10 protein-coding genes are annotated in these 13734 nt (G+C 59.5%); 5 read left to right on the top strand and 5 right to left on the bottom strand.

Annotation, left to right across the window (positions count from 1 at the left end; all coding sequences use genetic code 11):
* Nucleotides 1–103 precede the first annotated feature (103 nt).
* Nucleotides 104–2029 carry an acetyl-CoA hydrolase/transferase C-terminal domain-containing protein gene (locus tag MEB48_RS16020; RefSeq protein ID WP_237885089.1) on the top strand — a complete coding sequence of 642 codons (1926 nt, stop codon included), beginning with the start codon at nucleotides 104–106 and terminating at the stop codon, nucleotides 2027–2029.
* Between the two features lie 122 nt (nucleotides 2030–2151).
* Here MEB48_RS16020 and MEB48_RS16015 read toward each other — a convergent pair whose 3' ends face one another.
* Nucleotides 2152–2724: a xanthine phosphoribosyltransferase gene (locus MEB48_RS16015; RefSeq protein ID WP_205889105.1), complete on the bottom strand. Its 573-nt coding sequence runs from the start codon at nucleotides 2722–2724 to the stop codon at nucleotides 2152–2154.
* 60 nt (nucleotides 2725–2784) lie between these two features.
* Nucleotides 2785–4794 carry a DNA helicase Rep gene (rep, locus tag MEB48_RS16010; protein ID WP_237885088.1) on the bottom strand — a complete coding sequence of 670 codons (2010 nt, stop codon included), beginning with the start codon at nucleotides 4792–4794 and terminating at the stop codon, nucleotides 2785–2787.
* Between the two features lie 263 nt (nucleotides 4795–5057).
* Between rep and MEB48_RS16005 the strand changes: the two genes are divergently transcribed.
* Entirely contained in the window at nucleotides 5058–6728 is a 1671-nt protein-coding gene (locus MEB48_RS16005; protein ID WP_237885087.1) for a putative bifunctional diguanylate cyclase/phosphodiesterase, read from the top strand.
* Nucleotides 6729–6836: 108 nt separating this feature from the next.
* On the opposite strand, the gene MEB48_RS16000 is transcribed toward MEB48_RS16005, so the two are convergent.
* Nucleotides 6837–8234, bottom strand: a complete 1398-nt coding sequence (locus MEB48_RS16000; protein WP_237885086.1) for a NorM family multidrug efflux MATE transporter — start codon at nucleotides 8232–8234, stop codon at nucleotides 6837–6839.
* Nucleotides 8235–8391: 157 nt separating this feature from the next.
* Between MEB48_RS16000 and MEB48_RS15995 the strand changes: the two genes are divergently transcribed.
* Complete coding sequence (locus tag MEB48_RS15995; RefSeq protein WP_237885085.1) at nucleotides 8392–9312, top strand: LysR substrate-binding domain-containing protein; 921 nt, start codon at nucleotides 8392–8394, stop codon at nucleotides 9310–9312.
* Between the two features lie 230 nt (nucleotides 9313–9542).
* Nucleotides 9543–10757, top strand: coding sequence for an aldose 1-epimerase family protein (locus MEB48_RS15990; protein ID WP_237885084.1), 1215 nt, complete (start codon nucleotides 9543–9545; stop codon nucleotides 10755–10757).
* Nucleotides 10758–10763: 6 nt separating this feature from the next.
* Here the strand turns inward: MEB48_RS15990 and MEB48_RS15985 are convergent, their stop codons facing one another.
* Both MEB48_RS15985 and MEB48_RS15980 read right to left on the bottom strand, forming a co-directional pair.
* On the bottom strand, nucleotides 10764–12257 hold the full coding sequence (locus MEB48_RS15985; protein ID WP_237885083.1) for a YifB family Mg chelatase-like AAA ATPase: 1494 nt from the start codon (nucleotides 12255–12257) through the stop codon (nucleotides 10764–10766).
* A 451-nt stretch (nucleotides 12258–12708) separates the two neighbouring features.
* Nucleotides 12709–12975 carry an accessory factor UbiK family protein gene (locus MEB48_RS15980; protein ID WP_237885082.1) on the bottom strand — a complete coding sequence of 89 codons (267 nt, stop codon included), beginning with the start codon at nucleotides 12973–12975 and terminating at the stop codon, nucleotides 12709–12711.
* 416 nt (nucleotides 12976–13391) lie between these two features.
* Between MEB48_RS15980 and glnK the strand changes: the two genes are divergently transcribed.
* Complete coding sequence (gene glnK / locus MEB48_RS15975; protein ID WP_237885081.1) at nucleotides 13392–13730, top strand: P-II family nitrogen regulator; 339 nt, start codon at nucleotides 13392–13394, stop codon at nucleotides 13728–13730.
* Nucleotides 13731–13734: the final 4 nt, after the last annotated feature.

The raw sequence follows: 13734 nt of genomic DNA, 5'->3' as shown, positions 1-13734 counted from the left end.
AAAGCCGCTTTCGAGCGGCTTTTTTGTGCGTGCGATTTTTCCCTGAGACTATTCTTTGCTGCAAAGACCCAACCCCAATTCATGGAACGTGCGGGAGGATCAGATGGTGCAGTTGTGCTCTATCGAGCAGGCAGTCGATGACGTTCTGGCACGGTTGCCGACGCACATTCACATGGGATTGCCGCTGGGGCTGGGCAAGCCCAATCGCTTCGTCAACGCGCTATATCAACGGATCGCGCAGCTCCCCGAGCGGCAACTGACGATCTACACCGCCCTGTGCCTCGGACGCCCGCCACTGGGAGATGGCTTGCAAAAGCGCTTCCTCGAACCCTTCATCGAGCGGGTGTTCGGCGATTATCCGGAGCTGGATTTTCTCGCCGACCTGCATCGCGACAGCCTGCCGAGCAACATTCACGTCCTTCAATTCTTCCTGCAGCCAGGCAGCCTGCTTAACAGCGCACCGGCCCAGCAGGATTACGTCAGCAGCAATTACAGCCACGCCGCACGGGACATCAATGCCGCTGGCTTGAATCTGGTGGCGCAACTGGTGGCCAGCCATGCCGAGCATCCCGATCGCCTGAGCCTGAGCTGCAACCCGGACATCACCCTCGACCTGTTGCCGATGATCGCCAAACGCCGTGCGGCGGGGGAGACGATCCTGATGGTGGGCCAGGTGCACAACGATTTGCCGTACATGCCGGGGGACGCGGAAATCGGCATCGACAGCTTCGACCTGCTGATCGACGCGAAGGACCACACCACGCTGTTCTCCACGCCGAACATGCCAGTGGGTTTTCAGGATCACTTCATCGGGCTGCACGCCAGCACGCTGGTGCGTGATGGCGGCACTTTGCAGATTGGCATTGGCGCCATGGGCGATGCCCTGACCGCTGCGTTGCTGGCACGGCAGGCTGACAGTGACGGTTACAAGGCGTTGCTGGCGGATCTGAATCTCAGCCAGTGGGCGCAGTTGATTGAGCGCGAAGGAGGCATCGAACCATTCGCCAAGGGCCTTTATGGTTGCAGCGAAATGTTCGTCAACGGCTTGCTGGTGTTGGCCGACGCCGGGATCGTACGGCGCAAGGTCTACCCGGACGTGCCGACCCAGCAGCAGGCGAACGCCGGCACTCTGAACGAGGCCACGCAGACTGATGGCATCTCGGTGCATGGCGGATTTTTCCTCGGGCCGCGCAGTTTCTATGAGCGCCTGAGAGAGATGCCTCCAGGCAAACGGCTCGAATTCAACATGACCCGCATCAGCTACATCAACGAGCTCTACGGTCAGGAAGAACTCAAACGCTTGCAACGTCTCGATGCGCGCTTCATCAACACGGTCTTCACCATGACCCTGCTCGGCGCCGGCGTGGCCGATCAACTCGAAGACGGGCGGGTGCTGAGCGGCGTCGGCGGGCAATACAACTTCGTCGTCCAGGGCCATGCGCTCGAAGGCGCGCGCTCGATCCTGTTGCTGCGCAGTTGGCGCGAGTCGGGCGGTGAAGTCAGTTCGAATATCGTCTGGCAATACGGCCACTGCACGATTCCACGGCATCTGCGGGACATCGTCGTCACCGAGTACGGCATCGCCGATTTGCGGGGCAAGACCGACGCGGCGGTGATCGAGGCGTTGTTGAATATCAGCGACTCACGTTTCCAGCCAGGGCTGATCGAGCAGGCGCAGAGCGTTGGCAAATTGCCGAAGCACTTTCGCCTCGATCCACGTTTCGCCGACAACAGCCCGCAGCGGTTGAAGGCCATTCAGGTGCGGCATTCGAACCTGTTTCCGGAATATCCGTTGGGCTGTGATTTCACTACTGAAGAACGGGATTTATTGCGGGCGCTGAACTGGTTGAAGAGCAAGTTCAAGCTCACAGAGATTCTGGAATTGGGCAAGGCGGCGCTGGACGCGCCAGCGCCTTCGGAGTTTCCGGTGCATCTGGAAAGGATGCAGCTGACGAAGCCGGAAGGGCTGAAGGAGGATTTGTTTCAGCGGTTGTTGCTCACCGGCCTGAAGGCCACCGCACAGGTTTGATCGTTCCCACGCTTTGCGTGGGAATGCAGCCCGGGACGCTCCGCGTCCCATTCGAAAGCTGGAACGCGGAGCGTCCCTTGAGGCGTTCCCGCGCAGAGCGTGGGAACGATCATCGGCGGGTGTTATTCGATGAAGGTTACGACACCGCCGGCCAGCGACTGCACCCGAGCCAACGATTCAACGCGATAACCCTGGGCATCCAGTTCCGCACGGCCGCCCTGGAACGACTTTTCGATCACAATCCCCAAACCTGCAACGGTCGCGCCGGCCTGTTTGATGATCGAAATCAGCGCTTGCGAGGCCTTACCGTTGGCCAGAAAGTCATCGATGATCAGCACGCGGTCGCTGCTGGTCAGGTGGCGGGGGGAGATGGCCACGGTGCTTTCGGTCTGCTTGGTGAACGAGTAAACGGTCGCCGACAGCAGGTTTTCAGTCAGGGTCAGGGACTGATGCTTGCGGGCGAAAATCACCGGCACGCCGAGGTTCAGGCCGGTCATGATCGCCGGGGCAATGCCCGAGGCTTCGATGGTGACGATCTTGGTGATGCCCGAATCCTTGAACAGCGTGGCGAATTCGTCGCCGATCAACTTCATCAGGGCCGGGTCGATCTGATGGTTCAAAAAGGCGTCGACTTTCAGGACCTGGTCGGAAAGCACGATGCCTTCTTCGCGAATTTTCTGGTGCAGTGCTTCCATGAAGCTTTCCTCTACTGACGCTTTGTGCGCCAAAAGTATTCGGTTAAAAAGTGCTCGATTCTAGCGCTTTAACATCGCGCGTATATCTGCCAATGCACTGTTGCCGCGAACCGCTTTGACTTCGGTCGGGGTGTCATCGTTGCCTTCCCAGGCCAGATCGTCCGGCGGCAGTTCATCGAGGAAGCGGCTCGGCGCGCAGTCGATGATTTCGCCGTATTGCTTGCGCTTGGCGGCGAAGGTGAAGGCCAGGGTCTGACGCGCTCGGGTAATTCCGACGTAGGCCAGGCGGCGTTCCTCTTCGATGGTGTCGGCTTCGATGCTGGAGCGGTGCGGGAGGATTTCCTCTTCCATGCCCATGATGAACACGTAAGGAAACTCCAGACCCTTGGAGGCGTGCAAGGTCATCATCTGCACGCCTTCGGCGCCGTCTTCCTCTTCCTGCTGACGCTCCAGCATGTCGCGCAGAACGAGTTTGCCGATGGCGTCCTCGACGGTCATCTCGCCTTCTTCGTCTTTTTCCAGGGTGTTCTTCAACGCCTCGATCAGGAACCAGACGTTACCCATGCGGTAATCGGCGGCCTTGTCGCTGGAACTGTTGGTGCGCAGCCAGTTTTCGTAATCGATGTCCATGACCATGCTGCGCAGGGCGGAGATCGGGTCTTCGCCGGCGCACTGCTCGCGGACCTTGTCCATGAAACGCTTGAACCGCGACAGGCGATCGGTGAAGCGCGTGTCCAGATGTTCGCCCAGGCCGATTTCGTCGGTGGCGGCGTACATCGAGATTTTTCGCTCGGTGGCGTAGTTGCCCAGCTTTTCCAGCGTGGTCGAACCGATCTCCCGGCGTGGGACGTTGATCACCCGCAGGAAGGCGTTGTCGTCGTCCGGGTTCACGATCAGCCGGAAGTAGGCCATCAGGTCTTTCACTTCCTGACGTCCGAAAAAGCTGTTGCCGCCGGAAAGTCGGTAAGGCACCTGGTGATGCTGCAGTTTCAGCTCGATCAGCTTGGCCTGGTAGTTGCCGCGATACAGAATCGCGAAATCGCTGTAGGGGCGGTCGGTGCGCAAGTGCAGGCTGAGGATTTCCACGGCCACGCGCTCGGCTTCGGCATCTTCGTTGCGGCAACGAATCACCCGGATTTCATCGCCGTGGCCCATCTCGCTCCACAGCTGCTTTTCGAATTCGTGCGGGTTGTTGGAGATCAGCACGTTGGCGCAGCGCAGGATGCGGCTGGTGGAGCGGTAGTTTTGCTCGAGCATCACCACTTTCAGGGACGGGTAATCGTCCTTGAGCAGCATCAGGTTTTCTGGACGGGCGCCGCGCCAGGCGTAGATTGACTGGTCGTCGTCGCCCACCACGGTGAACTGGTTACGCTTGCCGATCAGCAATTTCACCAGCAAATACTGGCTGGCGTTGGTGTCCTGGTATTCGTCCACCAACAGGTAGCGAACCTTGTTCTGCCACTTTTCGAGGATGTCGGCGTGTTCCTGGAACAGTTTTACCGGCAGCAGGATCAGGTCGTCGAAGTCCACCGCGTTGAACGCCTTGAGCGTGCGCTGGTAGTGGGTATAGACGATGGCGGCGGTCTGTTCCTTGGGGTTTCGCGCGTTTTCCAGGGCTTCGGGCGGCAGGATCAGGTCGTTTTTCCAGGCGCCGATCATGTTCTTGATCTCGTCGACGCCGTCGTCGCCCGAGTATTCCTTCTGCATGATGTCGGTCATCAGGGCTTTGACGTCGGTCTCGTCGAAGATCGAGAAGCCCGGTTTGTAGCCTAGCCGCACATGTTCCTTGCGGATGATGTTCAGGCCCAGGTTGTGGAAGGTGCAGACCGTCAGGCCGCGGCCTTCACCACCCTTGAGCAGGGTGCCGACCCGTTCCTTCATCTCCCGCGCGGCCTTGTTGGTAAAGGTCATGGCGACAATGTATTGGGCGCGGATGCCGCAGCTCTGGATCAGGTGCGCAATTTTGCGGGTGATCACGCTGGTCTTGCCGGAGCCTGCGCCGGCGAGCACCAAAAGAGGGCCGCCGACGTAGCTCACGGCTTCTTGCTGCCGGGGATTGAGTCGGGACATACGAAATCAGGGAGTCGTTAGCGAAATGGGCCGGCATTTTAACAGGCTCAGCGAATTGTGCTGCTCTCTCCGACTTGTGACGCAACACACTATCTCTATTTGCCGGTTTTGCTACTTTCGCGCAGGATGGGCATTGAATTTGCGTCTAGTGTTCCGTATTCAGGACACAAAACCCGTGTTTGATAACCGATGTCATTTGGTCATTGGTTACCCGCGCGGCATAATGCCCGCCGCCTACATCTTTGCAGAGTCTAGGAGCTAGCTTGTCTACGCCTGTCGAACCCTTGCGTTTGCTGCTACTGGCCGAAGAGCCAGCGTGGGCAGCGTTGTTGCGCGAGTGTCTGGCTCCGATGGGGAGTGCGGCTGTGCTGCTCAGCGCGCCGAGTTGGGAGTCGGTCAGCAATTTGTTCGATGACAACCGCAGCGCGGTGTTGTTGACGATTCCTGCACTTCAGCCGGCACCCGGCCGTTGCAACCTGCCGACGGTGCTGTTGCTCGAACATGAGCCGCTGGCGCCGCCCGACGGTGTGAGCGACTGGCTGGTGCGCAACCTGCTGGATCCCGGCATGTTGCGTCGCTGCCTGCGCCATGTGCGTGAGCGCGGTGTGCTGGAAAACACCTTGCAACGCCTGGCCGAGCAGGATCCGTTGACCGGTATCGCCAACCGTCAGGGTTTCCAGACCTTGCTGGCGGCGCGTCTGGCTGAAAACGAAGGCCGCGGCCTGGCCCTCGGTCACCTCGACCTCGACAACTTTCGACACGCCAACGACGCCCTCGGCCATCAGGCCGGCGATCGGTTGATCCTGCAAGTGGTCTCGCGGCTGAAAAGCCAACTGGAGGCCAGCGATCAACTGGCACGGCTGGGCAGCGATGAATTCGCCCTGCTGATTGACACCCGCCGCGCCCCTCAGCGCGCCGAATGGATGGCCGAACGCATTACCGAAGCCCTGTCCGAACCCTATTGGATCGACGGCGAAAGCCTGTTGATCGGTTCCAGCCTCGGCATTGCGCATGCACGAGTACAGGCCGGCGCCGACCCGTTGATGTGGCACGCGCACATCGCCATGCAGCAGGCCAAGAGCACTCAGGGCTGCACCTTCCACATCTTCAACGAACGGATCAATCGCAATGCCCGCAGCATCGCCGACCTCGAAAGCGAGCTGCGCCGGGCCTTGCGCCGCGATGAGCTGGAGCTGCATTACCAGCCACGGCTGAACCTTGAAGACGGCCAGATCGTCGGCCTCGAAGCCTTGGTGCGCTGGCGTCATGGCGAACGCGGCTTGTTGCCCCCCAGCGAATTCGTGCCACTGGCCGAGCAAAGCGGCTTGATTGTGCCGCTGGGTTACTGGGTGATTTCCCGGGCCCTGCGGGACATGCAGGCATTGCGCGAACGAGGCCTGCCGGCGCTGCACATGGCGATCAACCTGTCGTTCAGGCAGTTTCAGGACAGCCAATTGCTGATGACCCTCAGCCGGCTGATTGCCGAGCGCGGCGTCGAGGCGCAATGGCTGGAATTCGAACTGACCGAAACCGCGGTGATGCGTCGCAGCGATCTGGTCAAACAGACCATGGACGCCCTCGGGCGTTTGGGCGTGCGCTTCTCGCTGGACGATTTCGGTACCGGGTTCTCTTCGTTCGTGCACCTCAACAGCCTGCCGATTGCATTGTTGAAGGTCGACAAGAGCTTTGTCGGGGGTATGGAAGAGCGGGAAGAGAATCGCAAACTGGTCCACGCGATGATCAACCTGGCGCACAACCTCAACCTGGAAGTGGTTGCCGAAGGTGTAGAAACACTGGAGCAGCTGGATTTGTTGCGCGGGTTTGGTTGCGATCAGGTGCAGGGGTATCTGATCAGCAAGCCGTTGCCGTTGGCGGAGTTGGTTGAGTACCTGATCGGCAGCAGTCAGCAGCCCGCACTGGAAGTCGTGAGCTGACCATAGATCCTGTAGGAGCGAGGCTTGCCCGCGAAGGCTGCGTGTCAGTCGACATTGTTATTAACTGATACTCCGCCTTCGCGGGCAAGCCTCGCTCCTACAGGGATCTCAGTCAGGCTGAGCGACCTGGAAATTCTGCTCTGATGCTGGCTCCCGCCTGATCATCCGCTTCATCTTCCACTCAAACGCCAGCGTCAGGCTCACCGCCGCACACGCCAGCCCCAGCGCCAGGCCCCACCAGACCCCCGTCGGCCCCCAGTTCAAGTGAAAGGCCATTCCCCATGCGGCGGGTGCACCGATCAGCCAATAGCAACCCAAACCTACCAGGAACGTGGTCTTGGCGTCCTTGAGTCCGCGGATGCAGCCCATGGCAATGGTTTGCGTGCCGTCGAACAGCTCGAACCATGCCGCCACCGCCAACAGGCTCACGGCCAGGTTGATGACTTCGCGGAATGCCGGGTCGTTGTGGTCCAGGAATAAGCCGATCAACTGATGCGGCAGCAGCCAGAAGATCATCGCGAAACCGAGCATTGCCGCCGCACCAAAGGCGATTCCGACCCGTCCGGCCAGCCGCGCATCGAGCAATTGTCCGGCGCCGTAATGTTGGCCGATGCGCATGGTGATCGCATAGGAAAGCCCCGCCGGAACCATGAACGCCACCGAGACGATTTGCAGAGCGATCTGGTGCGCCGCCAGTTGCGTACTGCCCATGGTGCCCATGCACAGCGCCGCGAAGGCAAACAGCCCGACTTCCACCGCATAGGTGCCGCCAATCGGCAGGCCCAGGCGCCACAATTCCTTCAAGTACTGACGGTTGGGCCGCGACAGACCCTGGCGCAATGGATACGCGTCATAGGCCGGATGCCGACGAATGTGCAGTGCGAGCACCAGCGCCATGAGGTTGGCGACAATCGCCGTGACCAGGCCAATGCCCACCAGGCCCATTTTTGGTAGGCCGAACATGCCGGTGATCAACGCATAGTTGAGCAGGAAGTTGGCCACAGTGCCGGCAAGACTGATGACCATCACCGGCGTCGCTCGGCCGATGGCACTGGTAAAACTGCGCAGCGCCATAAAGCTCAGATAGCCGGGCAGGGCGAACGGCAGAATCAACAGAAACTGGCCGGCAGCCTGAACATTGGTTTCAGTCTGGCCGAACAGCAGTAATACCGGTTTGAGGTTCCACAGCAGTAACCCCGCCACCAGCGCCATCAACCAGGCCAGCCACAACCCGGCCTGGGTCAGCCGGGCCGCGCCAATGATGTCGCCCGCGCCCTGACGGATTGCCACCAGCGTACCGACCGCCGCGATCACGCCGATGCAGAAAATCGACACGAACGAATACGTCGCCGCACCCAGGCCGCCGCCGGCCAGCGCCTCGGGGCTCAGGCGCGCCATCATCAATGTGTCGGTGAGGACCATCAACATATGCGCCAACTGCGAGGCAATCAACGGCCCCGCCAGCCGCAGGATGGCCCAGAGTTCAATACGCGCTGGATGCTGCATGATCATCACGCTCGATTGTCAGAAAGAACAGGAAGCGTCGATTCTCGGCGCTCTGCGGGGTTTGCACAAAGGGATAAAAAGGATGGGTGGCATGATTAAAACTCATGCTTGGGAGTTTCTGATAAGTTGGTGCAACTGTGTTGTAGGAGCTTTCCTGATGTCTCGTCGTCTTCCTCCCTTGTATGCCCTTCGAGCATTTGAAGCGGCGGCGCGGCATAGCTCGTTTACCCGCGCCGCCGAAGAACTGTCGATCACGCAAAGTGCGGTCAGTCGGCACATTCGTACGCTCGAAGAGCATTTCGCCTGTCGGTTGTTTCATCGCAGCGGGCGCAACCTGCAACTGACCGAATCGGCGCGGCTGATCCTGCCCGGCATTCGCGAAGGCTTCACCGCCCTCGAGCGGGCCTGTAATACCTTGCGCGCCGAGGACGACATCCTGCGCATGAAAGCTCCGTCGACCCTGACCATGCGCTGGTTGTTGGCGCGGCTCAGCCGCTTTCGGCACCTGCGCCCGGGTAACGAGGTGCAATTGACCAGCGCCTGGATGGACATCGATACGGTGGACTTCAACCACGAACCCTTCGACTGTGCCGTCATTCTTAGCAACGGACGTTTTCCACCGGACTGGGAGGCGACTTGCCTGTTCCCCGAAGAGCTGATTCCGGTGGGCGCGCCGAATCTTCTGAAGGATCAGCCGTGGGACGTTGCGCGCCTGGCCAGTACCGAACTGTTGCATCCGACGCCAGACCGTCGTGACTGGCGCAACTGGCTGGAGCGCATGGGCATGACCGATCAAGTCTCGCTCAAGGGAGGGCAAGTGTTCGACACGCTGGAGCTGGGCATGATTGCTGCTGCCCGAGGTTACGGCGTGTCCATGGGCGACTTATTGATGGTGGCGGAGGATGTTGCACAGGGGCGTCTGAGTTTGCCGTGGCCGACGGCCGTCGCCAGCGGTGAGCATTATTATCTGGTCTGGCCGAAAACCCGCCCTGGTGGCGAGCGTTTGCGCCGCCTCAGCGATTTCCTGCAAGGCGAAGTCCGGGCCATGAAACTACCGGATGTCGAACGCCTGGGCTGAATCGATGGAGCCGCCGATGGCGGTCTTGAGCCAAATCCCGGTTAATCACTCGAGTATTCAGCTTTGCCGCCGGAAATTTGCTGATGGGGGCTTCGTGCAGGTCCCGTTTGTCCGCACATGAGGATCAATTGTCTTTCTTGATATTTACCGCCGATGTTTCGATTTTTATGCTTGCTGAAACGTTTCTTCAAGTCTATAAAATTGGCACAACTCCAAGAAAGGCTGCTGCCATGACCCCGCTCAAACTCTTCGTTGCCCTCAGCGCACTGTCCGCTGCCTCTCAAGCCATGGCTTGGGACTACGTCCTGCTCGACACCGACAAAGCCGCCCAGAACTGGCAAATCACCAGCCAGCAGTTGGGTGTGAAAACCGACAAACCCTTCTCCGTGACCCTGCGCACCTTGCATGGCGGTCGGCAGGAGGGTGTCAGCATCGTCGACATCGATAACGGCACGATGAAACTCTCGATAGTGCCCACTCGCGGCATGAACGTCCTACAGGCGTCTGTAGGCAATGTGCGCATGGGCTGGGATTCGCCGGTCAAGGAAGTGGTCAATCCTTCCTTCATCGAACTCAACGGCCGTGGTGGCCTGGGCTGGCTGGAAGGTTTCAATGAACTGGTCACCCGCTGTGGCTACGAATGGGTCGGTCATCCCGGCATCGACAACGGCGAACTGCTGACCCTGCACGGCCGCGCTGCCAATATCCCTGCGAACAAAGTCACCCTGCACATCGATGAAAAACCACCGTACGCCATCACTCTGCGCGGTGAACTGAAAGAGCAGGCGTTCAAGAAAGTCGACTTCTCTGTCGCGACCGAACTGGTCACCGAGCCCGGCAGCGTAGCGTTCGCCCTCAACGACACCCTGACCAACAACGGCGACTATCCGAAGGAATACCAGGCGCTGTATCACAGCAACTTCAGCACCCCGTTCCTGGAGCAAGGCGCCCGCTTCGCCGCGCCGGTGAAGCAGGTATCGCCGTTCAACGACAAGGCCAAGGGCGATCTACCCGACTGGCAAACCTACCGCGCACCGACCAAGGACTACGACGAAACGGTCTACAACGTGGTGCCGTATGCCGATGCCAAGGGCGATACGTTGACGGTGCTGCATAACAAGGCCGGCAGCCTGGGGGTTTCGGTCGGCTTCAATACTCAAACACTGCCCGTGTTCTCCCTGTGGAAAAACACCGATACCCAAGGGCAGGGCTATGTCACGGGGCTGGAGCCGGGCACGAGTTTTTCCTACAACCGCCGGTATCAGCGGCCACTGAACCTGGTGCCGATGATTGGGCCGAAGGAACAGAAACAGTTCCGGATCAGCTACAGCTTGCTCGCGGATAAGGTCGCTGTAGATAAGGCGTTGAAGCAGGTGAGCGAGATTCAGGGTGGGCGGGAGACTGAAGTGCGGCAGACGCCGTTGGTGGATCTCACCAAGGGGTGATGCTGACTAGAGTGTTGTTGGCCGATATTGCAACGCTTCGGCCAAATGTTCACGGGTGATGCCATCGACTTGTTCAAGGTCCGCCAGGGTGCGCGCTACTTTGAGCAGTCGATGGGCTGACCTCAGCGACAAGGTCAGCCGTTCGCACGCCGTTTCCAGCCAGGTTTCGTCGACTGTGGATAACTTGCAGTGTTTGCGCAGACCCGGCAAGTCGAGGAATGCATTGGCACAGCCCTGGCGTTTTTGTTGCCGTTCTCGTGCATTGGCAACCAACTCGGCGGCGGTGGCAGTGTCGTCGCCGGGTTTTAACGCAGGATTCAGCGCAGTGGCTTCGCGAGCGACCGTCAGGTGCAGATCGATACGGTCCAGCAGCGGTCCCGAAAGTTTGTTGCGATAGCGCTGGACCATGTCCGGTGTACAACTGCATTTACCACTGGGCTCGCCAAGATATCCACAGGGGCACGGGTTCATTGCGGCCACTAATTGAAAGCGGGCCGGAAACCTCACTCGATCCTTGGCGCGGGATATCACGATGTGGCCGGACTCCAGCGGTTCCCTCAACACCTCCAAGACCTTGCGATCAAATTCCGGGAGTTCATCGAGGAACAACACGCCATGGTGGGCGAGGGTGATTTCGCCGGGTTGCGGTTTTGAGCCGCCACCCACCAGTGCCGGGCCTGAAGCGGAGTGGTGTGGCTGTCGAAAGGGACGCTGTGGCCAATGACTCAACGGCACACAACTGGCGACCGATTGAATCGCCGCGACTTCCAGCGCTTCACTCTCGGCCAATGGCGGTAACAGCCCCGGCAGACGACTCGCCAACAACGTTTTCCCCGTCCCCGGCGGTCCGCTGAACAGCAAGTTATGAGCCCCCGCCGCCGCAATCAGCAACGCGCGCTTGGCCGCGAGTTGCCCCTGCACTTCATTCAAATCGGGATAAGGCTTGCTGGCGTAGAGCAAGCCATTGGAAGCGTAGGGTGCGATGGGCGTGTGGCCGTTGAAATGTGCGACCGCCTCCAGCAAATGATCCACCGCAATCACTTTCAATCCCGAAGCCAGGCAGGCCTCCTCGGCATTCGCCCGCGGCACCACCAGCGTGCGCCCGGCCTTGCGCGCCGCCAGCGCGGCGGGTAATACACCGCGAACCGCCCGCACCGCCCCCGACAGTGCCAACTCTCCCAAACACTCCACGTCATCCAGCGTCAATGTCGGCACTTGCACGCTGGCCGACAGAATTCCCAGCGCAATCGCCAGATCGAACCGTCCGCCGTCCTTTGGTAAATCGGCCGGAGCGAGATTCAAGGTGATACGCCGTGCAGGAAATTGCAGCCCTGAATTGATGATCGCGCTGCGCACTCGATCCTTGCTTTCCTTCACGGCGGCTTCGGGTAAGCCGACCATTGTCAGTGACGGCAACCCGTTGGCCAAATGCACTTCTACGGTGACGGCGGGAGCTTCCACGCCGACCTGGGCGCGGCTGTGGACGATGGAGAGGGACATGGTCGTTCCTTGAGCTGAAGAGCACCGCTTCCTGCGGTTTTTTGAAGGGTAGTTGGCGGAGGAGGTTCTGGTGGGGTGGTTTAGGCGACAAACTTTCACTGGATGTTGCAAGTACGAAACAGGCCAATCGCGAGGCACAAAAAAACCGCCACTCGGGCGGTTTCTTCGGGAAAGCCTAGTCAGACTCGTGCACCTGCAAGCAAGCCATCAGGTTCAAGTTCTTTGCCATATGTTGCCACCACTTTAAAAAAACAATGTTGGCTGGCGGAAACGTTTCCGGCTAAACGGAGCGCCTCGGCATGATACTCAGCGATCATTAACGGCTTCGCTTTTGATGATCGTTCCCACGCTCTGCGTGGTAATGCATCCCGTGACGCTCTGCGTCACATCCTGAAGCGGAACGCGGAGCGTCCCCGGCGGCATTCCCACGCAGAGCGTGGGAACGATCAGCTTACTCGGTGTCAGCAGGTGGATTGAGCTTCGCTTCCAGCTCAGCCACTTTCGCCTCAAGGCTCTCCAACCGTGCCCGAGTCCGTGCCAGCACGACCATCTGGCTATCAAACTCTTCCCGACTCACCAGGTCCAGTTTGCTGAAGCCGCTCTGCAGCAGGGCTTTGAACTGGCTTTCGATTTCGCTTTTTGGCAGTGGAGTGTCGCCGCTGAAGAGGCGGGAGGCGGTGCCGCTAAGGGCGTCGAGGAAGTCTTTGGGCGCGAGCATGGGAAATGTCCTGTCAACAATGGCGGGCAGTGTATCACGCAGTGTCTATAGTCAATCTCGGCGGCTGCGATGCACGCTTTTCGCGCATAGGGATGGACGGTATCGCACTGTTGTTGTGCGTAACCGTTGCGTCAATCAGGGCGAAAAGGCTGAGGTAGCGGCCAAGGGCTTGAAATCAATGGATTTTGGATAGATGGCAAGCTTTCTGCTTAGTCGCTGGTGACCCATGCACTGATGCAGTCGCTGTGACGAATGCAGTGCGCCAAGCGGAACGGGGGAAGTTTCGTGCGGAGTGGTTCGCTGGCGTCGGACGGGCAGGTAAGGCCGACGATGCGTTACAAAGCCAGGCACTGCGCTTAGACTTGAGTCGGGTTTGTTTTCCTGGGGCAAGTCCACCAATTCGGGAGAGAGTTTTCATGAAGCTAGTCACTGCCATCATCAAGCCGTTCAAGTTGGACGACGTGCGCGAGTCACTGTCCGAAATCGGCGTGCAGGGCATTACCGTTACTGAAGTCAAAGGCTTCGGTCGGCAGAAGGGGCACACCGAGCTGTATCGCGGCGCGGAGTACGTGGTCGATTTTCTGCCCAAGGTGAAGATCGATGTCGCCATTGACGACAAGGATCTGGACCGGGTTATCGAGTCGATAACCAAGGCCGCCAACACCGGCAAGATTGGTGACGGCAAGATTTTCGTGGTCAATCTGGAACAGGCGATTCGCATCCGTACCGGCGAAACCGATACCGACGCAATCTAAGCCG

Origin of the sequence: Pseudomonas sp. PGPR40 (genome assembly GCF_022014505.1) — a bacterium.
Lineage (GTDB): Bacteria > Pseudomonadota > Gammaproteobacteria > Pseudomonadales > Pseudomonadaceae > Aquipseudomonas.
This window is presented reverse-complemented; position numbering and strand designations above follow the sequence as displayed.